This window comes from Algoriphagus lutimaris (assembly GCF_017051705.1).
Taxonomy (GTDB): Bacteria; Bacteroidota; Bacteroidia; order Cytophagales; family Cyclobacteriaceae; genus Algoriphagus; species Algoriphagus lutimaris.
Map to the genome: position 1 here is coordinate 291,554 of NZ_JAFIDJ010000002.1, position 21,760 is coordinate 313,313.

Sequence of the window (21,760 nt, forward strand, 5' to 3'; positions counted from 1 at the left end):
GATTATTTTTTAACAAGCAACTTCAGTGCTGCGCGGATCAAGGAATCCACGGTTTTTTCAGCCACTTTATCAAACTCTTTAAGTTTTCTATTCGCAACAATCGCATTTAGGCTAAGCACCTGATGCCCCAATAAAGCTCCCATAGCATAATACCCCGCCGTCTCCATTTCAAAATTAGTCAATCTTTCACCCTCAATTTCCATTTCTGCCAGACGGTCTAGCATCTGATCAATTGCTGGTTTTAATTTGACTGTTCTTCCTTGTGGTGCATAGAATCCTGGACAGGTTAGGGTAATTCCTTTCAAAAATTCCGGTCCCAGTTTAGATAGTAAATTTGGACTGCATTCTGCTTGATAGGGAACAAAACCCAAATTCAATTCCTGATGGATTGCTTCTCCCCAAACTTGAGAGCTGCTTAATGCAGGATAAAATTGCATCAACGTATCCAATCCTACTGCTTTTGAAGAGGCCAATAAGGAGCCCACAGGAATATCCTTTTGCATAGCTCCTGAAGTGCCAATTCTAACTATCTGAAGACTTTGGTGTGTAGGTTTGAGGGTTCGGGTTTGTAAGTCAATATTAACCAAGGCATCGAGTTCTGTCATTAAAATCTCGATATTGTCAGTTCCCATCCCAGTACTCATGACTGTCACTCGCTCCCCAGCAATCCTTCCGGTGTGAGTCACAAACTCCCTCTTTCTTGTCTGAAATTCAATCTCATCAAAATATTGAGAAACCAGAGGAACTCTGTCTGGGTCACCTACAGTAAAAACAAAAGAAGCCAGATTTTCTGGCTTCAAATGTAAATGATATACGCTTCCATCAGCGTTAAGTATTAGTTCGGATTCAGGAATTCGTTGGCTCACCCTCTAATTTAGTAATTTGATTTTTATTGCCAGAACGTTTTAATCCTTTGTAAGGATTATATCCATTGGTATTTTTTTGGTAATAACCTGTTCCGTCATAGGTTCTTTTTTCAGGATGATCTTTACACTCATCCGAACACGCACCTTCCATTTTCCATCCACATTCCTCACAAATGGCAACATGGGCATTACAAGATGGGTTTGCGCAGTTGACCATTCTGTCAGAAGCAGTACCGCAAACATGGCAAGTCGAAATTACTTTTGGATTCACCTTATTTACATCCACTGCAATTCTGTTATCAAAAACATAGCATTTCCCTTCAAAATCTTCTCCTCCAGCTTCCATTCCATACTTGATGATCCCTCCATGAAGTTGGTACACATCCTCAAAGCCTTGTTCCAATAAGAAAGCTGATGCTTTTTCACACTTGATCCCTCCAGTACAATAGGTCAGGACTTTTTTGTTTTTCAAGTGTTCCAATTCCTTTACTTTTTCGGGAAAATCCCGGAAGTTGTCAATATCCAAGGTAAGGGCATTTTTGAATCTCCCTAACTCATGTTCGTAGTTAGAGCGAACATCCAAAATGACTACGTCCTCCTGATCTTTCAATTTTTTAAATTCTTCCGGATCAAGGTGTTTCCCAGTTTTGACATTTGGATCCAAATGTCTCAATGCAGAATGAACAATCTCAGGTTTGTACCTTACATGAATCTTGGTAAATGCATGTTTGTCATGTTCATCGATTTTAAATTCAGTTTTGGCAAATCTTGGGTCTGCATGAACGTAGGCCATGTATTTTTCACAGTCTTCCTTCAGACCGGAAACTGTACCATTCAATCCTTCATCTGAGATAATGATCCTACCACGGATGTTGTTTTCTACACAAAACAAGTGATGCTGCTCCCGATATTCTTCAGGATTTTCAATTTTGGCGTAGCAATAATAAAGGAGGATGTAATAATTGTTATTTTCCATAACTAAAGCCCTGTTTCGGCAGGGTGTTTAAGGATGTATAAGTTTGTACTGATAAATTAAAAGGCAAATTTAAGATTTAATTTTTGCAGCAGGGTTACCAAAAACTGTTTCATTGTCTCCAACAGAAGAAATTACCACTGAACCGGCTCCTACTCTCGCATTTTTTCCGATGGTTACTCCAGAGACGATGGTCACTCCAGAACCGATAAATGCTCCTTCTCCTATGGTTACTTCAGAATTGATAATAGAACCTGCCCCTATTTGAACAAAATCTCCCAACTTCGCTTTGTGATCTATGATCGCACCGGTATTCAAAATACAGTGTTGACCGATCTCTGCTCCTGTTCCAACAGTAACTTTGGCATTGATAAAGTTTCCATGACCAATAAGCGCATCGGTAGAAATATAAGCTGTTTGGTGAATTGCGTTGATCGGCTGAACCTTTCTTCGCTCGTTCAACAATTTCACAAGAAATTTTCTATACTTGACATCATCTACTGCCACAAAAGCCTCCGCTTTTTTCCCTACTAGTTTTAAAAACCCATCATCTTCAGGATTCCCTAAAACAGAAACGGTATTGATTTCAGTGCCATGAAGCTTTTCATCTTCATCCAGAAAACCATATACCACGACATCATTGCTGTTAAATATTTCAAGAGCGGGATGAGCAATACCGGTTGCTCCCAAAATAATTACTGGTTTTTCCATAGTATTTTCCTTTTCGGACTGCAAAAGTACGGTAAATCATATGCTTACGCAAAAATCATTTGCTTTCTCTCTTTACCAAGCTCTGGGCGATTTTACATTGAAGACACTTTTTGGGTAGGCAATAATTTTTGTATAAACCCAACATCCCCTGGGTATCAAAAGCGTTGGAAGGAATCCAGTTGGCAGTTTGAAATTTCTTAATAATCCTATTATCCTCAGGAGCCACCTCCTGAAGTAAATCAAAACAGCGTTCTTTCCATTCCGATTGCTGGAAATACCTCCCATAGGCAAACCACAAAGGCAAAACATAATTGATTATTAACAACTGCAACACTGTATTGGAAACTCCATTAGAAACTTTTCTAGAAGCTGGCTTTCCAAAAGAATAATGATGTAACCAGTAATCACTTGGCTTAACTTGAAGCAGCTTTTTAAACGAGAAGAAATCTCTTGAATCTTCTAATATTGCCCTCAACAAACTCGGTGCATTAGATAAAATAGCCGCAAGTTGCGCAATTCTCAGTGTTGGAAAATTGCTAGGTCTGGTTCCCATAAAGGACCAATGCTGACGGCTCAAGGAACGCTCCCATCTATATTTCCTCTGTATAAATTCCGACTCCTTTATCAAATATTGTACATAAGGCTCTTTTGAATCCTCCGGTAACAATCCCGCTTGTCCGAATAATATGGCTTCCAATACAGCTAGCTTATCCCGGTGTTTCATCAGGATTTTATAGGGTACTAACTTAGCCAACTCAGTCATTCCTTTACTGTTAGTTTTGAATCCAAAAGTGGTAAATAACCACTGGTAGGCAGTTTCCTCCCAATCTCCTTTGTTTTCCTCCAACAGATTTAAAATTGATTGAGACTTTTCTTGAAGTCGTTCTACCAAGGATTTTTCCAAACTCGAAAAGCGAATGATCTCTTGGACCTGGTACACAGCATGAGCACAGGGAAGCTCTGATTGATAGTCCAATAAACGCTCGTAGTTTCTCCAGATATTTAAAAATATTTTCCCTTTCAATTCAACAGTAGGAATTAAGGTCCCATCATTACGTAATACGGCTTTGTCATTTTCCCATACTACATGCAGGACTACAGAATTATATGCGGGATTCTCCTCATGATCATGGTTTTTCCAATCGGAAGCATATTTATGGACCTCTACATGACCATGCAAGGTAACCCCATCTATCATGACCACAGAATCTAAAAAATCGGGCCCTTCCGCTAGATTATGGAAGCCAATTTGGATCACCTGAACTTGTTCCTGATTGGTAGTTTGGAAATCTCTTTTTTCGAAATATTGAAATTTCCAGACGAGCTGTAAAAAATCTTCTCTGAAATTCATAAAAATCACCTAAAGTCTTCTTTAAATTAAAAAAACTTTATAAAAATAAAAAGCCAGTAAAAACTGGCTTTAAAAACAATTAATAATCTTCTGTTTTATAGGTAAGTGTCCAATAGACGGGACATTTCTTCCTGTAGTTTTTGGGATTCAGACCTAGCCGACTTACCAAAATCTTTATCTTGAGATGCATAAATAATCCCACGGCTTGAATTCACGAGCAAACCACAGGAAGAATTCATTCCATATTTTGCAACATCAGACAGGCTACCGCCTTGAGCTCCTACCCCTGGCACTAAAAAGAAATGATCCGGAACCAATCTCCTTACCTCTCCAATCAACTCTCCACGTGTAGCTCCTACCACATACATCATATTATCTGAATTCCCCCATTGCTTGCTTTTCTCTAACACAGTTTGATACAATGGCTTGCCGGTTTCATCCTTAATGAGTTGAAAATCCATTGATCCGGCATTAGAAGTAAGCGCCAAAAGAATGACCCATTTATTTTCAAATTCTAAAAATGGAGTCACACTATCTACCCCCATGTAAGGAGCCACTGTTACCGAGTCAAAGTCCATTTTTTCGAAAAAGGCTTTAGCATACAATTTAGAGGTATTCCCAATATCTCCCCTTTTTGCATCTGCAATTGTAAAAATTTCTTTGGGGATTAATTCATTTACTTTTTGGAGCGTTTCCCAACCCTGCTGACCTAAGGCTTCAAAAAAAGCGATATTTGGCTTGTATGCTACTGCAAAATCAGCTGTCTGCTCTATGATTTCTTTACAGAAAGTGAAAATTGGATCTTTCTCCGTCTTAAGATGTGCTGGAATTTTCTGGATATCTGCATCGAGCCCTACACATAGAAAGGATGACTTTTTCTGAATTTGGGAAAATAGCTCGGCTTTGTTCATGAATTATAGGATTTTGGGCAAAGGTAAGAAATGCTGTTTAGCTATTTTTGGGAAAAGTTAATTTATGAAGACAGTCCTTCTTACTTTCTTATTTTTTTATGCTTCACATTAACATTTGGGCAAGAACTCCTTGGGAATTGGAAATGGATCGAAAATTCAGAGGAAAGGTCCTTTAGGGTAACCTTATTCAATGATCAAGATAAATCAAAATCACTCATTAAAGGAATCCATTGTGGAGAATATTACAATGGAGGCCGGGTAGATTGTGCTTCAACAGTTTCCATCATTTTAAAACCGGAGAAACTTCCAAATAGGTGGAGTGGAAGCATCAAAAGTAACTTTTCAGGAGAGACTTCCGAGATTAGAGTTACTTATATACCCCATAAAGGTCAATTGAGCTGGGAAATAAAAAAGGCCTTAGGTCAATTCTATTTTCCTTATGACGCAATCCTTATAAAAGAAAACAGTTTATAAATCTGATACTATTTTATCTTCAAATTCCACCTTGATCATGGAACCTGCGAGAGAAACAAATGCAGAAATCAAGAAAAAAATCAAACTAAAAGCAACTGCAGTGGCTTCATTTATCCCTGCATAGGTATGTGCATAAATGAACACCAGTTCACGAGCCCCAACCCCACCAATGGTTAAAGGAAGCACGGCAACGATAGAAGAAAGTAAAAATACCAGTTGATAGGCTAAGAAGTTTGTTTCTACTCCTAAGGCAATCAAAATAAATACGGCACAAACCAACTGAGAAATCTGTCCTAACATGGACCAAATGTTAGACTTTATAAATGACGGTAAAAAAGATTTGAAGAAAAGCTTTTGAACCATCCAAAATGCTGGGAATACCAACACTAAAGCAATTATAATCAATACTTCCCAAGGTACTTGGGATTCAAATGGAAGCTCTAAATCTACCGGAAGTACTAGGAAAAGTAACAGAAACACAATGGCAACCAATCCTCCTAATCGGTCCAATAGAGAAGCTTGTATCAGCGATTTAACAGAAGCTTTATAATTCTTATTGAGTAAATAGATTTTGTAACCATCTCCTCCAATTCCTCCAGGAAGAAATAGGTTATAAAACATGCCTACCAGATACAATCTGAAATTCAACTTTTCAGATATATTCAATCCAATATTTCTGAAATAAAGATTCAACCTTAATGCTGTAAAAACTTTACTTAGTACAAATAAGATCAGGGCAGGCAATAACCAAAACCAATGAATGGACTTGGTGATCAACCAGAGTTCCTCGGTGTCAATTTTTCGGAACACCAAGAAAATCGCCAAACCCGTCAAAAGAAGTTTTAGTCCAGTTTTGAGTTTTTTTCCTAATGTACTTACTTTTTTTTCCAAGGGAAGTCAGGTCTATTCTTCTGAATTGAACAGCTCAACGAATAGGGAATAAAACAGTCTTATGCTGTCAATACTTCCCCTTGATAAACTGATTTAATGGTATAGGTAGTTTTATTTTGAGACTCAAAATAAGTTCTGACGATGATCTCAGCAATAATTCCAGTCGTGATAAATTGAATACCTCCAAGCACCAAAATAAAACCTAAAATCATGATTGGCCTTCCCCAGATATCCTCTCCCATTATTTTCAACACTAGCAGGTAAATATTGATTAGAAATCCTATTAGGAAAGCGATAATCCCTATTCCACCAAACAAGTGAATGGGACGCTGGAAATACTTTTGAAAAAACAGCATCAAGATCAGATCAGCCATTACTTTAAAGGTTCGGCTCAATCCATATTTAGACTCTCCATGGATTCTAGGGTGATGCTTCACATCCATTTCGGTCATCCTTGCCCCCTGTTGCTTGGCAAGAACTGGAATAAAACGGTGCAATTCTCCATATAACCCCATTCCTTGAGCAATCTCTGCTTTGTAGACTCTAAGTGTACAGCCATAATCATTCAAATAGACTTTGGTAGTATTTCGGATCACCCAGTTTGCGATTTTGCTCGGAATCTTCCTTAAAACAAACCCGTCTTTTCTATTTGCCCTTCTTCCAGCTACCACATCCCAGTCCTCATCAATCGCTTTTTGAAGCATAATAGGAATGTCAGTCGGGTCATTTTGCAAATCCCCATCCATGGTAGAGATATACTCTCCTGTGGCCATATCTATTCCTGCTGCCAATGCGGTGGTCTGACCATAATTCCGATTAAAAATAATCAGTTTAGTCCGATCATTTGCATACTTTTTCACTTCAGCCACTGTCTTATCAGTAGAACCATCCTCTATTAGAATGACCTCATAGTCGATTTCGGAAAGTGCAGAATAGGTAGCTTCTAATAAGGGCTTGATGTTTTCTTCTTCGTTGTAGATGGTAATAACTACAGACAACCGGGGCTTGCTCATGATCATAAATTTGGTCAAAAATACGGCAAAATACTTCCGTTGGCAATAAACTGCTTATCGGCTTTCGGATGCCAACGAAAATTTGGTGTGACAAAGTTCATTCATCTTATCTTTGCAAGATGTTTTCAAAAGAGCTTCAAATTAATCCATGGGTATTGATGGCTGCCTTTACTATTTTGGTTGGACCATTTGCCCTAAGTTTTCATATGCATTTCCCGGACGAAATGTATTATAGTGATGCTGCTGTTAAAATGATGCAAAATGGAGACTACCTCACCACTTATCTCGGAAACGGAGAGTTGAGGTTTCGAAAACCCATAGGAACTTACTGGGTGGTTTTAGCTGGGTTTAAATTATTTGGAGTCAGTGCTTTTTCATCAAGAATCTTCTTTTTATTAGCTGGCTCTATGACAATCGGAATCACCTATATGGTGGCAAAAGTCTTATTCTCAGACAAAAAAATTGCAGGTCTTTCTGCCTTGATCATCGCTTCCAATATAGTTTTGATATTTGCCTCGACTCGCTCCATTCCTGACGTATTGTTAGGCCTCACTATGTCCGCTAGTGCTATTGGTTTTGCTGGATTGATGCGATATGGAGATCATACTCCAAAAAAGTACATATGGATATTATATATCAGTTTGGCTTTGGCCTTTGAGGTAAAAGGACTACCTGCCGCCGCTTTAGGAGGAATTGGAATACTTTACCTACTGTTCAATCCATGGAAAAAAATATCCTGGAAGACTTTCCTTCATTTACCTTCTCTACTTATCGCCATTTTTATCGGACTCTTCTGGTTTGTGGCCATGTGGAAAATCCATGGACCTACTTACCTGGATAGCTTTTTGGAAGATCAAGTAGGAGGAAGAGTAGCATCACGCTACTTACTTATTCTGAAAAATGGCGCACTTGCCACTGCCATTCTATTTGCGATTTATCTGCCTTGGGGGATCTATTCCTTCCCGAAATTCAAAGAGACCATTCAGAAAACTTGGAAAGAGAATGCTGTATTCTTTGGATTCGCCGTTCTGTGGGGACTTGCGATATTGGGAATGGGAGCTATGACTACCAAATTCTATGAGCGCTACTTACTCCCAGTTGCCCCGGTTTTAGCCATCTTTCTCAGTTGGATCCTAGTAAAAGCTGATTTCCAAATTCGTCAAAAAGGTTTGAAGATAGGCACTGGTTTTTTCATCCTATTATCGCTCATAGTAGGAATAGCTGGACTTTGGATCAATTTCCAATTAGGTAGTACCTTTTGGATTTACTTGCAACTAACAATTGGATTCACTCTTATAATTTATTTAGCCCGATCAGTTTATAAAGAAAGGCAGCTTCCATGGGGATTATCCCTATCGGTTTTACTTGTTTTCTTTCTCTTATCTACTGTCACTGCAAAAATCTCCCTACCAGAGCAAGGAGCCCAAGTTCAAGCATATGCGTCTTCCCAAGGGATTGATCCTGCAAATGAAATCGGTTTTATCGGCAACATTCATGTCAGCAGCAAGATTCGGGTTTACTTAGGCCCAGATTATTACATGACTGATATTACTGGTGAGAAATCCTTGAGTGAGCAAGAACTATTGGACCGATCATCTATTTACCCCAACTTAATAGTCGAAGACAAATACCTTCAGAAACTCCCACTTCAAAATTTTGATGTTAAAGTTGCTTCTTTGAATTGGGATTCGAAAAAGATTCCATTTTTACTTCAGCATCTGGGAGATCCCAAATTTGAAGAACTTTTAAAAGAAAATGGGAAAGTCTACTACTGGCTTCAGAAAAAAGGGGATCAATAGGTTTCAGGAATAAAGGGATCAAACTCTTTTAAGTCTTTCCAAACTTGAATAGTAGCAGTTCTCAATGGTTCTCCCTTAAAGTATACCTCAAACTTCTCCTCGTATAGCAAAGAGTCAAATTGAGCGAACATACCCAGAGAGTCATAATTCCAGCTGACAAAAATCCCCACCTTGTTCTGTCCCAAAAACTGCTCCATTCCAGGCCAAAGATCAAATTGGTTTCTTCTTGCACCCATGTTTAACATATAGGGCTGCGGATGATCTTTTAGATAAAAAGACATTTCTGAGGCCATGTGATAGGTTTCAGAAAAGACAAAAGGAGCCGACAAAGCCAAACTATCCTGTAAAAAACCAACTCTTTCGGCAAGCGGATCGTAGCCAGACATCCTTCTAAAAAATTGGCTTTCACCTTTTTTAATGAGTGGAATTGATTTGAAAAAAGTGAAGTCAGGAAGAATGAGTAATAAGGATAGACCAATACTGATTCCAATACTCCAATTGCGAAAATTCTTCCATTTAACTGATTGGTTTAAAACCCATTCACTCATAATAATCGGCAATCCCACATAGGAGAAAACTGGCCAATTCACTAGAACCTCTGTGAAAAAGCTTAAAAAAGAGAAACTGATAAATGTGAGTAAAGCAGGTAGAATGATGTAAAACTTATCTTGGCTTCTAAATTTCAAGACACTCTTGATGGAGCAAAATAGGATTGGCAACAAGAATATAGAGAGCATAGCCAATTGACCACCTAAAAATTCGAAAAATTGAGCGACAGATTTCCCTAAAGAGGCTGTAGTCACTTCATTACCTCCAGCCCAAGCTAGGTTGGCCAGATGCTTGAAGGTATAAAAGTCATTTTGAAAATTCCATACCAGAATCGGAATAAATGCCAAGGACATGATCAGGAAGAAAAGTAGCATGTCTCTCCACTTTTTGCTCAGCTTTCCTTCTTGCAAAATGAATAAAAAAAGGAATGGAAACACCAGAACCATCATAGCCTTAGCCATCAGTCCCAAAGCAGCTGCCAAACCAGCTAGTATCCACCAATTAAGCTTACTTTCTTTCAGGGCTCTATAAAGTAAATACATGGTCAAAGACCAGAAAAAAGTAAGAGAGGTATCTGTAGTGTGAAAAGAAGAAACTATCCACCAAAAAGGCATTGCCTGTAAAAGGATGGAAGCCCAAAAGCCAACCTTCTCATTGTATAGATAAGATCCGAATTTATAAGTCACCAAAGCAGTCCCCAGACCAAAAAGTATTGGGTTGATACGAACGCCCAATTCGGTAACTCCAAAAATGGAGGTACTGATATAATTTAAAAAGGCCACCAAAGGCGGTTTGGAATAATAATGCCAAGCTAAGTTTTTTGACCAAAGCCAGTACTGGGCTTCTTCCGTAAACAAATCGAGTTCAGGCCGAAAAACGAAGGCTATTTTTGCCAAAATGATAGCCAGGTTGACTATCCAAAATGCCGATTTATAGGAAAAGTTGGATTTCATGGGAAAAAGCTCTCAAGAAAAAGGAAAACCCTCGGAGTTCCGAGGGTTTATAAAAGATTTTAGGGTTTACTATTGCCTTACGAGAACAACCTTTTCTTTGTACTTTTTAATTTGCCTTCTTAACCCTTCTATCGCTTCATCAGCGGCCCCTTCGAAAGAATCTGACTGATTCTTTGCAAAAAACTGCTTCCCTGGCACATTTAATTTGATTTCAACAATCTTGTTTTCATTGTTGTCATTCTTATCGAGCCTCATAAAAACCTCTCCGTCTATGATTCGATCATAAAAGGTCTCCAGCTTGTCTGCTTTTCTTTGAATAAAATCGATCAATTTTCGATCAGCATCGAAGTGGATTGAGTGCATCTGCAGTTTCATTTTGATTTGCATTTAATGGTTGAACAATAATTTATTTACGCTTTAGGATGTGCCTGTTCAAACACAGCCTTGAGTTTTTCTAACGAATTGTGAGTATACACCTGCGTCGCCGCAAGGTTGGAATGCCCAAGTAAATCTTTAACAGCATTCAAATCTGCTCCCTTGTTGAGTAGATGAGTCGAAAAAGTATGGCGCAGGATATGAGGACTGCGCTTGGAAGTCTGTGCAAAAAGGTCTAGATACTGTCTGACTACACGGTATATCATCATAGGGTAACTTGGCTTTCCGTGATTTGTAACAATAAAATAGTCACTTTGAGCAACATTTGAAAACCTTTGCTCAAATACTTTTTTATACAAAATGATATTTCGAACAAGCCCCTTTGTAAGAGGTATTATTCTTTCCTTTTTTCGCTTTCCTAAAACTTTTACCACTTCCTCTTGAAGATTTATATTTTCCCATTTCAATCCGGTGAGCTCAGAAAGTCTCACTCCTGTCAGGTACAAAAACTCCATCACCATTCGGTCTCTATTACCTTCAAATGTTTCTTCATAAACACTTTCCTCTAGAACGGAGGAAATGGTGGTTTCTTGAAGAAATTCGGGTAATTTTTTCGGGTTTTTAAGGGATTTTAACTTGTAGGTAGGATCCTTTGAAATAAGCCTGGAGCGAAGCAAAAATTTATAAAAAGAACGCAGGGTAGCGATTTTCCTGTTAACAGTAGTGGTACTCAGACCGTTCTCTACCAATTCTATCACCCATGCCCTAATTTCAGAATGATCGGACATCAAAATATCCTTCCTTTCAAAAGCGGTGGAAACGAACTCCTCAAATTGCTCCAAGTCTTTTTGATAGGCCAATACGGTATGTTGACTGGATTTTTTCTCGAATTCTAAATAATTAATAAATGAGTCGATCATGTACTGAGATTACTTATTTAAGGTACATGAAAAAAAATGAAATAAGTAATGAAAATGAAAGGAAATATTACTGATATAAATCAGCGAGAAAACAGGCCTCCTTGTCCATAACCTAGAGCCATTCACATCCTTCTTTAAAATGACCCTATTAGAATTCGAAATACAAAAAAAGCGCACTTACCGAAGTTAGTACGCTTTTATATGTTTTTGTCAAAAACGATTACTTATTAGCTTCCTCTTGAAGTTTTTGCTTATAAGACGCTTTGATGACCTGTGCTCTTCTTTTTACAGAAGGTTTTGTGAACGCTTGTCTAGCTCTAAGTTCTCTGACTGCACCAGTCTTGTCAAACTTCTTTTTGAAACGCTTTAGCGCTTTTTCGATAGATTCGTTCTCTTTTACGTTTACTACGATCATATTTTTACACCTCCTTTCGCGACTGCAAAGGTATGGATAATACTTTAGAAACAATAACATTCCTCTAAATTATCCTTATCAATGTTTTGACCTTGAAGTTCATATTCAATTAACTATTTTCGGGGCTTAAAAAAGAAATTCAATTACCCCATGTTATTTAGAAAAACAGCTTCTCTACTAATTCTGACTTTTTGCCTGATCACATTTCTTACCTCCAAACCAGCTATTTCACAGGAAAACCCCAATAAAATGGAGTGGTTTAAGGATGCAAAACTAGGAATCTTTATCCACTGGGGTATTTACTCGGTCAATGGAATTGATGAATCCTGGTCTTTTTTCAACGACTACATCAAGTACGAGGATTATATGAAGCAGTTGGACAGATTCACAGCTTCCAATTATGACCCAGAAAAATGGGCTAGATTAATTAAAGCAAGTGGTGCTAAATATGCGGTTCTCACTACCAAACACCATGATGGGGTTGCACTTTGGGACACCAAGGCAAGCGATCTCTCGGTAGTTCAAAAATCTCCTGCTGGAAGGGATTTGGTAGGGCCTTTTATGAATGCTTTGGAAAAAGAAGGAATTAAAAAAGGAATCTATTTCTCTGTACTGGATTGGTCCCATCCAGATTATGACAGGAATACTCGTGAATCATTTCGATACAAAAATGATCCGGAAAGATTCCGTAAGTTCACTGATTTCAACTTTGCTCAGTTGAGTGAACTTTCTTCCCAATATAGTCCCGATTTATATTGGTTTGATGGGGATTGGGAACATAGTCCAGAAGAGTGGAGAAGTGCTGAATTGAAAGAAAAATTATTGGGCTATAATCCCAACCTGATTATCAACTCCCGGTTGGGCCCTGGATTTGGAGACTATGCTACGCCTGAACAAGGAGTCCCTGTTTCAAGACCCGACAGTGAATATTGGGAATTGTGTATGACCATGAATAACAGCTGGGGATATCAAGGAAATGACCATGCCTATAAATCTCCCAGTGAACTCTTAAGAATCTTTGTGGATTGCCTACACATGGGCGGCAACCTATTAATGGACTTCGGCCCAAAGGCGGATGGCTCTATTCCCGAAGAAGCAGAAAATATTTTAACCGAATTTGCGCGCTGGACTTCCAAACATGAATCAGCCATTTACGAAACCCAGGCGGGAATTCCTGATGGTCATGTCTATGCTCCTACCACCTTATCGAAGGATAAGACCATCCTGTATATCTATCTGGATTATAAAGTGAATGAATCACTTGCTATCAAAGGCCTGAAAAATAAAATCCAGCGTGTCTGGGTGGTTGGAAATGGAACCAAATTGCAATCTAGGGAAGTGGGAAAAATGTACTGGAGTTCTGTCCCTGGCATGAAATACATTGATATACCTGACAATGTTTATGATAAAGACATTACTGTATTAGCTGTGCTATTGGATGGCCCTGTGGATTTGTATCGTGAAAAAGGTCAGGTGATTGAGAGTAATTAAGAAGTCGGGAAGTTGGAAGCAAGCAGTTCGATGAATGATTTGAATTGAAAAAAGAAAATAGAAAGGCTTCCCGTTTCAAAAATAATAATCAACACCCGACCTGATTGAGCGGGGCCTTTCTTTTTGGTGAACACGAAATATTTTAAAATAAAAAAGTCCAACTCGAACAAGTTGGACTTTCTTTATATCTAATCAAATTAGCTTAAGCCTCTACTTTTTCGGCTAGCAATACTATCACATTATCTTTTACTTCCACAACTCCACCATCCACAACCATGGATTGCTTGCCTTCTGCAGTGGTAAAGGAAACAGTTCCTTTTGCCAAAGCAGATACGATCGGAGCGTGATTATTCAGCACCTGAAATGCACCTCCGGCACCTGGGAAACTGGCCTCGGTCACTTCACCCTGAAATACTTTTTTGTCCGGTGTGACGATTTCTAAATGCATCTGATTCGGATTTATATAAAAGCAAGCGGCCAAGAATCACCTAAGCCGTCGCTCTATTTTCTAATTATTTAACTTCAGCCAACATTTTCTCACCCTTAGCAATCGCATCTTCGATGCTACCTACCAAGTTGAAAGCTGCCTCTGGAAGATGATCTAACTCACCATCCATGATCATATTGAAGCCTTTGATCGTATCCTTGATATCAACCAACACTCCTTTTAGACCAGTAAACTGCTCTGCCACGTGGAATGGCTGAGATAAGAAACGCTGTACACGTCTTGCTCTGTGTACCACTTGCTTATCTTCTTCAGAAAGTTCTTCCATACCCAAGATCGCAATGATATCCTGCAATTCTTTGTAACGCTGAAGAGTTTCTTTCACTCGTTGAGCACAATCATAATGCTCATCACCCAAGATCTCTGCAGAAAGAATTCTTGAAGAAGAATCCAAAGGATCCACTGCTGGGTAAATACCTAATTCGGCAATCTTTCTTGACAATACCGTAGTAGCATCCAAGTGAGCGAAAGTCGTCGCTGGAGCAGGGTCAGTCAAGTCATCCGCAGGTACATAAACTGCCTGTACGGAAGTAATGGAACCATTCTTAGTAGAGGTAATTCTTTCCTGCATGGCACCCATTTCTGTTGCCAATGTTGGCTGGTAGCCTACCGCAGAAGGCATACGACCTAGAAGTGCAGACACTTCAGACCCTGCCTGAGTGAAACGGAAAATGTTATCGATAAAGAAAAGGATGTCTTTACCAGCACCTTCTCCATCACCATCTCTATAATATTCAGCCAAAGTCAAACCAGTCAAGGCTACACGAGCACGCGCCCCTGGAGGCTCATTCATCTGACCGAACACGAAGGTTGCTTTAGAATCTTCTAATTTTTTCAAATCCACTTTGGAAAGATCCCATCCACCTTCTTCTTCTAAGCTGTGGATGAAGTCATCACCGTAAGTTACAATACCTGACTCGATCATTTCACGAAGCAAGTCATTTCCTTCTCTTGTTCTTTCACCTACACCGGCGAATACAGAAAGACCAGCATATGCCTTCGCAATGTTGTTGATCAATTCCTGAATCAATACTGTTTTACCTACACCGGCACCACCAAACAAACCGATCTTACCACCTTTTGCATAAGGCTCGATCAAATCAATTACTTTAATACCAGTGAAGAGTACTTCTGTAGAAGTAGAAAGGTCTTCAAATTTTGGTGCGGATCTGTGAATAGGAAGTCTAGCTCCAGTAGTAACTTGTGGAAGACCGTCAATTGCATCTCCAACCACGTTGAAAAGACGTCCTTTAATAGCCTCGCCAGTTGGTACAGAGATTGGTTGACCCAAGTCTTTTACCTCCATGCCACGTACCATCCCTTCGGATGAGTCCATTGCGATAGTTCTTACTCTGTCTTCACCCAAGTGCTGTTGAACTTCCATAACGACTACTTGGCCGTTTTCTTTGGTTACTACAACCGCGTCAAGGATGTTTGGCAGTTTACCGCCTTCGAAGGAAACGTCCACTACGGGTCCAATTACCTGAGTTATCTTTCCAATATTTGCCATTTGATAGAATGAAATGTAAAAAGGATATGCTTTTTGAATTCGTCCGCAAAATTAACCAATAAAGCCTAATCCCAAAGGATATTTGGGAAATAATCCGAAGCTTATCAATTATTTGTTAAGTATTTGCTCCAAAAATGCACCTATAGTCAAAAAATCACTCCATTACTCTCCGCGCAAATAAAAATACCTTGGACCAATACCGGTTACTCAAATAATCTTCCGAAACCCCCAAAGAAGTGGAAGAATGTATAAATCGTACATCATTTTTGCTGACTTCAGTCACAATTCCGGCATGGGTCACCCTGTTTTTTCTTCTTCCAGTAGCAAAAAACAACAAGTCCCCCCGCTGTAAATCTCTTTGATTAATTTTTTTTCCTACTTGACTCTGATCCGCAGAAACTCGAGGCATTGTGACTCCAATAGAGTAATAGGCATGGTACACTAAAGCCGAACAATCCATTCCTGCTCTACTCGTACCTCCATATTTATAAGGGGTCCCGGTATAGCTTCTAGCGGTGGAAATCACTACATCAAACGGATCCGATGCCGCTTTCTTTTTTGATGCACAGGAAAAGGCCAAAAAGGCCAGAATTGGAATCCAATAAAGAAAGGAAGAAAATCTTTGCTTAATCATTCGCATAATTACTCTTTCAAGTATATGATTCTCGAACGAAGGAATCAACCCTAATATATCAAAAACAACCTATCATTTCGTTATATTCGTAGTTTGAAGCGAAGGATATGAGTAGAGAAGAATTTACAAACCTCCCTTTCCATAAAAAAATCAACACCTTATATACAGAAGGTACATTTGTCGTGGGTATTCGTTATTACCGACATAAAGTAAACTTGTACCTTTTGAATAATGAATACGTCGAAGTTTTTTACAATCACAAATTGGACAAAATCGATAAAATTGACTTTTTACCCAGGAATCATTCTAGAATGAAATTTTATCTAGATCAAATTAAACTGGCTTAAAAAATCCCGCAGATATCCGCAGAAAAGGACGCTGATCCAAGCTAATTTTTATTCTTCTACCCTATAACAACTCTTACTTTAGCGAAAATCTGCGGTATTTATCTCCGAGAATCTGCGGGGAACTGCGGGAAATAAAAGAAAATTCAAGTAATTCGTAGTTCTAATTTTTATCCCAATGAAGAAGAAAATAGCTCTTGTGACCGGAGGATTTACCGGAGAGTCGGTCATATCATTAAAAAGTGCGGCAGTTGTTGAAAAAACCATAGACAGAGACCTTTATGATATTTATAAAATCCTGATTTACCCTGGCGACTGGTATTTTTTAAACGAGTCGGGAATTAAAATCCCTGTCAACTTGAATGACTTTAGTATTGAGTTGGAGGGGCAAAAAATCATCTTTGACGGAGTATTCAATATCCTTCATGGTTCACCTGGGGAGGACGGAAAGCTTGCCGGATATTTTGATATGATTGGCATCCCATATACTACTTGTGATCAACTGACTTCAGCCATTACCATGAATAAGGGCTATACCAAGGCAATAGTAGATGACATCGAGGAATTATACATTGCAAAATCTCTCCAACTTTTTGAGAACTCCTCCGAGAATCGAGAAAAAGTCGCAAATGAGTTAACCTTACCCTTATTTATCAAACCAAACAATGGGGGAAGCTCCATTGGCATGAGCAAAGTCAAAACTTGGGAGGAGTTACCAGAAGCCTTGGAGAAAGCTTTTGCTGAAGACAAACAGGTGTTAGTGGAAGAGTTCGTCTCAGGAAGAGAATTTTCTATCGGTTGCTTCAAAGGCAAAGGCAATATCCAGGTATTACCAGCTACGGAAATAGTGAGCAGCAAAGAGTTTTTTGATTATGAGGCGAAATACGTAGCAGGTGTTACAGAAGAAATTACTCCTGGCAGGATGAACGAAGAAGAGGTAGATAGAGTCAATCGCATCATCCCAAAGATTTATGAAAAATTGAACTGCAAAGGTGCTGTTAGAATCGATTATTTTCTTCAAAAAGAATCTGGGAAATTCTACTTTATAGAGATCAATACAGTGCCAGGTCAAACTGAAACAAGTCTAATTTCCCAACAGGTCCGCGCGATTGGGATGGAGGTAAAAGACTTCTACACTCAGATAATTGAAGAAATGTTTTAAGATCCTCAAATTCTAATCTTAAGCACCCCTTAGGAAGAATATCGAATTTTGGAATAACATTTGGACCATTTAGGCAAGAAATAATTAATAATTCATTGATCAAGCCTTCAGGAGCTAAAAAGTAGCTTTCAAGGTAATTAGCATGTATTGCATGTGAAAATAAATCCCCATTTCCGGGAAAATTTTGGTCTGTGAACTTCATCCTAAAACCCAAATTCGATATGAAAAATTACATGTTTGTAATGGTGCTTTTTGGATTGATTGTGAGTTGCGGTCCATCTGATAGGCAAGAAGAAAAGTTGAAAGACCTTATTGCGGAATGGAAAAATACGTCTGAAAAAGTAGCAGATCTTTCTGAGCAAGTAGGGAATCAAATGTATTTATTGAAAACGAAAAAAGAAGAAAATGGAATTTCCGAAATGATTCCTGTTCGTTTTCAGGGTGAGGAGAGTAATTGTGAAACTGCCTATGAAACTCTTCGTGAGGATATTGATGAGTTTATTGTCGACTGGAAAGAAAACTCTCTAAAAGTTGACGAACTTACAAATAACATGGCAATAGGAAAATGGACTATTGAAGATGATGAAAATCTCAAAGCCTTAGATTTAGAGGTTAAAGAAAGAGATGTTGACATCGAACAATGGTTGAATCAATTGGAGGAATTGAAGGAAAATTGCGGAATCAATACAGAGCCTTCGAATTCCTAAATTCTGCTCTTTAATAAGTAAATATTGAAACAAAAAAGCCTTCTGAGCAATTCAGAAGGCTTTTCGTTTTATAACCCGAAAGCGGATTTAATCTTATCTACAAAATCTAATTTTTCCCATGTAAAGAGCTCTACTTCCAAGGTAATCTCATCTCTATAAGGAGAAAGGAAAGTTTTTGAAACGACCTCATTTTGTCTTCCCATATGACCATATGCAGCAGTTTCCTCATAAATCGGATTTCTCAACTTCAATCGTTGTTCGATTGCATAAGGTCGCATATCAAATAACTCTTCTACTTTCTTTGCAATTTCCCCATCATGCATATCTACTTTAGCAGTGCCATAAGTATTTACATAAATACCCATTGGTGCAGCTACTCCAATTGCATAAGAAACTTGAACTAAGATCTCATCAGCAACTCCAGCAGCCACCATATTTTTGGCAATATGTCGGGTGGCATAGGCAGCAGATCTATCTACCTTAGAAGGATCTTTTCCAGAGAATGCACCTCCACCATGAGCCCCTTTACCTCCGTAAGTATCCACGATGATTTTTCTTCCAGTTAATCCAGTATCCCCATGAGGACCACCAATTACGAATTTACCTGTTGGGTTGATGTGGTATTTAATATCGTCTGTAAATAACTTCTGAATTTCAGGCTTTAATTGTGCGATCACCCTTGGAATCAGAATAGAAACTATATCTGATTTGATCTTGGCAAGCATAGCTTCTTCCTCATCAAAATCATCATGCTGAGTAGAAACTACAATAGCTTCAATTCTCTGGGGTACATTGTCATCAGAATATTCGATAGTCACCTGCGCTTTGGAGTCTGGTCTCAAATAGGTGATCTCTTTATTTTCTCTTCTTAATTCAGCCAATTCCCGAAGGATCATATGAGAAAGATCTAGTGCCAAAGGCATGTAGTTCTCAGTCTCATTAGTTGCATATCCAAACATCATTCCCTGATCACCAGCTCCTTGTTCTTCAGGACTCTTTCGATCTACTCCTTGATTAATGTCTTGGGATTGTTCATGAATAGCAGATAAAACACCGCAGGAATTACCTTCAAACATGTAATCGGATTTGGTATAACCAATACGGTTAATTACATCTCGGGCGATTTTCTGAACGTCCAAATAAATATCGGATTTTACCTCTCCGGCCAAGACTACTTGTCCTGTAGTCACCAAAGTTTCACAAGCAACCTTAGAATTAGGATCAAATGCCAAAAAATTATCAATTAATGCGTCGGAAATTTGATCCGCAATTTTATCTGGATGCCCCTCAGAGACTGACTCTGAGGTAAATAAATATGCCATAAATATTAATTTGTAATGCGTTTTTTAAGCAAGCACAAAAATACAGGAACTGTACGAAATAAAAAATCGAAGTAAAAGGTCCTTCAATTTGTTTTTAAGGGAGATAATGGGACATTCTCTTTCCCCGCAAAGATTAGCCTTAGTCACCCATCAAGTTAATTAACAGCCTCTCTAATAGAAACTGGATTTACCAACTCTATACATTATCTTACTTTTTAATTGAAAACCTCTTCCTACTATGAAGCTTAAAATTTTACTTTTCACCTCCCTAACCTTTTTTTCCTTTCTGCTCTTGCATAGCCAAGCAATGGCAACAGAACCGATATCATCCTATAACGAATTAGTTGCTCTCTTTAAAACATGGAGAACATTTGAAACTCCACCATTACATGAAGGAGCGCCTGATTACCGGAAGGAAACTTTTGAAAAAAGACAAACTCAGTTTAAGGAAATCCAAACTCAATTTTCCCAACTCGATACTTCTGATTGGTCTATTTCAGAACAAGTGGACTATCGAATTGTACAAGCAGAATTAAATGGGTATGATTTTAATCAACGCATCCTTAAACCTTGGGAAAGAGATCCTGCTTTTTATAAAACTATCTGGACAGAAAGAAGTGATGTTCCTGCCCATGAAGGACCTACCCATCATGGGGTTTTAGAACTTTGGCAATACGAATTTCCTTTGCAAGGAGAGGCTCTTTCGGAATTTATAGGTGAGATTAAAATCATTCCTGCTTTAAACCAACAAGCCAAACAAAACCTAACGGGAAATGCCAGAGAACTGTGGGCTGCAGGCATTCCTTCTATCGCTACACAGATCAATGATCTGGATAATATATTGAAACTAGAAGGAGTTTCTGATCAGCCGGAATTAGTAAAAGCCATTAACGAAGCAAAAAGTGCTACCCAAGACCTGGTCACTTGGTTAGAGAAAGAAGCTTTGACCAAAACCGGAGAATCCGGTATAGGAAAAGAAAATTACACCTGGTATTTACAAAATGTACATTTAGTACCCTTAACCTGGGAAGATGAGGTAATGATCTTGAAACGGGAGTTAGCAAGAGCTTGGTCTTCCTTGAAACTTGAAGAGTACAGAAACGCTGGACTGCCCGAGCTGAAAGATGCAAATTCCCCCGAGGAATTTGACCTCATGGCCGAGGAATCAGTAAAAAGTATCCTGACATTCTTAGATGAAAAAGACATCGTCACAGTTAAAGACTATTTTGAACCAGCACTTAGAGAACACATGGGTTCATTTATTCCTAAAGAAAAACGAAACTTCTTTACCATAGGAATGCATTATGATCCACGTCCCCTTTATTCTCACTTTTACCATTGGTTTGAATTAGCTAGGATGGATAATGAACCTCATCCTAGTGAAATCCGAAAAAATCCCTTGCTATATAATATTTGGGATTCAAGAAATGAAGGAACAGCCACTGCCGTAGAGGAAATTTTTATGGATGCTGGACTGTATGAAGACTCCCCGCGATCCAGGGAAATTGTCTACATCATGATCGCACAAAGAGCCGCACGAGGTTTGGGTTCGCTTTATGCACAAGCCAATGAAATGACCATGGTAGAAGCTGGAGGGATCCATTCCAATTATACCCCTCGCGGGTGGATGAAAACCGAAAAAGAATTACTCCTTTTTGAACAACATTTATATATGAGACAACCAGGCTATGGAAGTAGTTATATCACAGGGAAGTATTTACTTGAAAATGCATTGGCTGATTATTTCAGAATCAATGAAGGCAGGTCTTTTCCGTTAAAAGAATTCTTTGACAAACTCAATTCAATTGGAAGCATTCCTATCTCACTTGGGCATTGGGAAATGACAGGTATTGATCAACAACCTAGCAGATAAAACTTAATTTC

The 21,760-nt window shown here is 38.7% G+C and carries 22 protein-coding genes; 7 read left to right on the forward strand and 15 right to left on the reverse strand.

Features of this window, described 5'->3' with window-relative positions; translation table 11 throughout:
- Positions 1-2 precede the first annotated feature (2 nt).
- The 5 genes from JYB62_RS12090 to pyrF all read right to left on the reverse strand — a co-directional run bounded on the left by JYB62_RS12090 (position 3) and on the right by pyrF (position 4,812).
- A complete protein-coding gene (locus tag JYB62_RS12090; protein WP_205645695.1) occupies positions 3-866 on the reverse strand; it encodes a nucleoside phosphorylase in 864 nt (287 codons plus the stop codon).
- Positions 847-1,842 carry an oxygen-dependent tRNA uridine(34) hydroxylase TrhO gene (gene trhO, locus JYB62_RS12095; protein WP_205645696.1) on the reverse strand — a complete coding sequence of 332 codons (996 nt, stop codon included), beginning with the start codon at positions 1,840-1,842 and terminating at the stop codon, positions 847-849. The genes JYB62_RS12090 and trhO overlap by 20 nt, the downstream gene beginning before the upstream one ends.
- Positions 1,843-1,911: 69 nt before the next feature.
- Positions 1,912-2,550, reverse strand: coding sequence for an acetyltransferase (locus JYB62_RS12100; protein ID WP_205645697.1), 639 nt, complete (start codon positions 2,548-2,550; stop codon positions 1,912-1,914).
- A gap of 55 nt (positions 2,551-2,605) precedes the next feature.
- Positions 2,606-3,901 (reverse strand): DUF2851 family protein, encoded by a 1,296-nt coding sequence (locus JYB62_RS12105; protein ID WP_205645698.1) that lies wholly within the window; start codon positions 3,899-3,901, stop codon positions 2,606-2,608.
- A gap of 95 nt (positions 3,902-3,996) precedes the next feature.
- Positions 3,997-4,812, reverse strand: a complete 816-nt coding sequence (gene pyrF, locus JYB62_RS12110; protein ID WP_205645699.1) for an orotidine-5'-phosphate decarboxylase — start codon at positions 4,810-4,812, stop codon at positions 3,997-3,999.
- Between the two features lie 30 nt (positions 4,813-4,842).
- Between pyrF and JYB62_RS12115 the strand changes: the two genes are divergently transcribed.
- Positions 4,843-5,286, forward strand: coding sequence for a hypothetical protein (locus tag JYB62_RS12115; RefSeq protein ID WP_205645700.1), 444 nt, complete (start codon positions 4,843-4,845; stop codon positions 5,284-5,286).
- Here the strand turns inward: JYB62_RS12115 and JYB62_RS12120 are convergent.
- A complete protein-coding gene (locus JYB62_RS12120; RefSeq protein ID WP_243431555.1) occupies positions 5,281-6,177 on the reverse strand; it encodes a lysylphosphatidylglycerol synthase transmembrane domain-containing protein in 897 nt (298 codons plus the stop codon). The two genes, JYB62_RS12115 and JYB62_RS12120, sit on opposite strands and share 6 nt — an antisense overlap.
- A 59-nt stretch (positions 6,178-6,236) precedes the next feature.
- The gene (locus tag JYB62_RS12125; RefSeq protein ID WP_205645701.1) at positions 6,237-7,190 is read right to left on the reverse strand and encodes a glycosyltransferase family 2 protein; all 954 of its coding nucleotides are present in this window, start codon (positions 7,188-7,190) and stop codon (positions 6,237-6,239) included.
- Positions 7,191-7,309: 119 nt separating this feature from the next.
- Here JYB62_RS12125 and JYB62_RS12130 point away from each other — a divergent pair, with 119 nt between their 5' ends.
- Positions 7,310-8,989, forward strand: coding sequence for an ArnT family glycosyltransferase (locus JYB62_RS12130; protein WP_205645702.1), 1,680 nt, complete (start codon positions 7,310-7,312; stop codon positions 8,987-8,989).
- Here the strand turns inward: JYB62_RS12130 and JYB62_RS12135 are convergent.
- The 4 genes from JYB62_RS12135 to rpsU form a co-directional block, all read right to left on the reverse strand.
- The gene (locus tag JYB62_RS12135) at positions 8,983-10,491 is read right to left on the reverse strand and encodes an ArnT family glycosyltransferase (protein WP_205645703.1); all 1,509 of its coding nucleotides are present in this window, start codon (positions 10,489-10,491) and stop codon (positions 8,983-8,985) included. The genes JYB62_RS12130 and JYB62_RS12135 overlap by 7 nt on opposite strands.
- A 69-nt stretch (positions 10,492-10,560) precedes the next feature.
- Positions 10,561-10,866 carry a ribosome hibernation-promoting factor, HPF/YfiA family gene (gene hpf, locus JYB62_RS12140; RefSeq protein ID WP_074226131.1) on the reverse strand — a complete coding sequence of 102 codons (306 nt, stop codon included), beginning with the start codon at positions 10,864-10,866 and terminating at the stop codon, positions 10,561-10,563.
- 35 nt (positions 10,867-10,901) lie between these two features.
- Positions 10,902-11,786, reverse strand: coding sequence for a tyrosine-type recombinase/integrase (locus tag JYB62_RS12145; protein ID WP_205645704.1), 885 nt, complete (start codon positions 11,784-11,786; stop codon positions 10,902-10,904).
- Positions 11,787-12,006: 220 nt separating this feature from the next.
- Complete coding sequence (rpsU, locus tag JYB62_RS12150; protein WP_074225478.1) at positions 12,007-12,201, reverse strand: 30S ribosomal protein S21; 195 nt, start codon at positions 12,199-12,201, stop codon at positions 12,007-12,009.
- Between the two features lie 150 nt (positions 12,202-12,351).
- Here rpsU and JYB62_RS12155 point away from each other — a divergent pair, with 150 nt between their 5' ends.
- Positions 12,352-13,692 (forward strand): alpha-L-fucosidase, encoded by a 1,341-nt coding sequence (locus tag JYB62_RS12155; RefSeq protein WP_394369695.1) that lies wholly within the window; start codon positions 12,352-12,354, stop codon positions 13,690-13,692.
- Positions 13,693-13,894: 202 nt separating this feature from the next.
- On the opposite strand, the gene atpC is transcribed toward JYB62_RS12155, so the two are convergent.
- From atpC to JYB62_RS12170, 3 genes are all read right to left on the reverse strand, one after another.
- Positions 13,895-14,140, reverse strand: coding sequence for an ATP synthase F1 subunit epsilon (gene atpC / locus JYB62_RS12160; protein ID WP_205645705.1), 246 nt, complete (start codon positions 14,138-14,140; stop codon positions 13,895-13,897).
- Positions 14,141-14,204: 64 nt separating this feature from the next.
- Entirely contained in the window at positions 14,205-15,707 is a 1,503-nt protein-coding gene (gene atpD / locus JYB62_RS12165) for a F0F1 ATP synthase subunit beta (RefSeq protein WP_205645706.1), read from the reverse strand.
- A 154-nt stretch (positions 15,708-15,861) separates the two neighbouring features.
- Entirely contained in the window at positions 15,862-16,341 is a 480-nt protein-coding gene (locus JYB62_RS12170; RefSeq protein ID WP_205645707.1) for a C40 family peptidase, read from the reverse strand.
- 107 nt (positions 16,342-16,448) lie between these two features.
- Between JYB62_RS12170 and JYB62_RS19875 the strand changes: the two genes are divergently transcribed.
- The 3 genes from JYB62_RS19875 (at position 16,449) to JYB62_RS12180 (ending at position 18,554) form a co-directional block, all read left to right on the forward strand.
- Complete coding sequence (locus JYB62_RS19875; RefSeq protein ID WP_243431557.1) at positions 16,449-16,688, forward strand: hypothetical protein; 240 nt, start codon at positions 16,449-16,451, stop codon at positions 16,686-16,688.
- 175 nt (positions 16,689-16,863) lie between these two features.
- Positions 16,864-17,847: a D-alanine--D-alanine ligase gene (locus tag JYB62_RS12175; RefSeq protein ID WP_205645708.1), complete on the forward strand. Its 984-nt coding sequence runs from the start codon at positions 16,864-16,866 to the stop codon at positions 17,845-17,847.
- A 221-nt stretch (positions 17,848-18,068) separates the two neighbouring features.
- On the forward strand, positions 18,069-18,554 hold the full coding sequence (locus JYB62_RS12180) for a hypothetical protein (protein WP_205645709.1): 486 nt from the start codon (positions 18,069-18,071) through the stop codon (positions 18,552-18,554).
- 68 nt (positions 18,555-18,622) lie between these two features.
- Here the strand turns inward: JYB62_RS12180 and metK are convergent, their stop codons facing one another.
- Positions 18,623-19,876, reverse strand: a complete 1,254-nt coding sequence (metK, locus tag JYB62_RS12185; RefSeq protein WP_205645710.1) for a methionine adenosyltransferase — start codon at positions 19,874-19,876, stop codon at positions 18,623-18,625.
- Between the two features lie 238 nt (positions 19,877-20,114).
- Here metK and JYB62_RS12190 point away from each other — a divergent pair, with 238 nt between their 5' ends.
- Positions 20,115-21,749 carry a DUF885 family protein gene (locus JYB62_RS12190; RefSeq protein ID WP_205645711.1) on the forward strand — a complete coding sequence of 545 codons (1,635 nt, stop codon included), beginning with the start codon at positions 20,115-20,117 and terminating at the stop codon, positions 21,747-21,749.
- Positions 21,750-21,760: the final 11 nt, after the last annotated feature.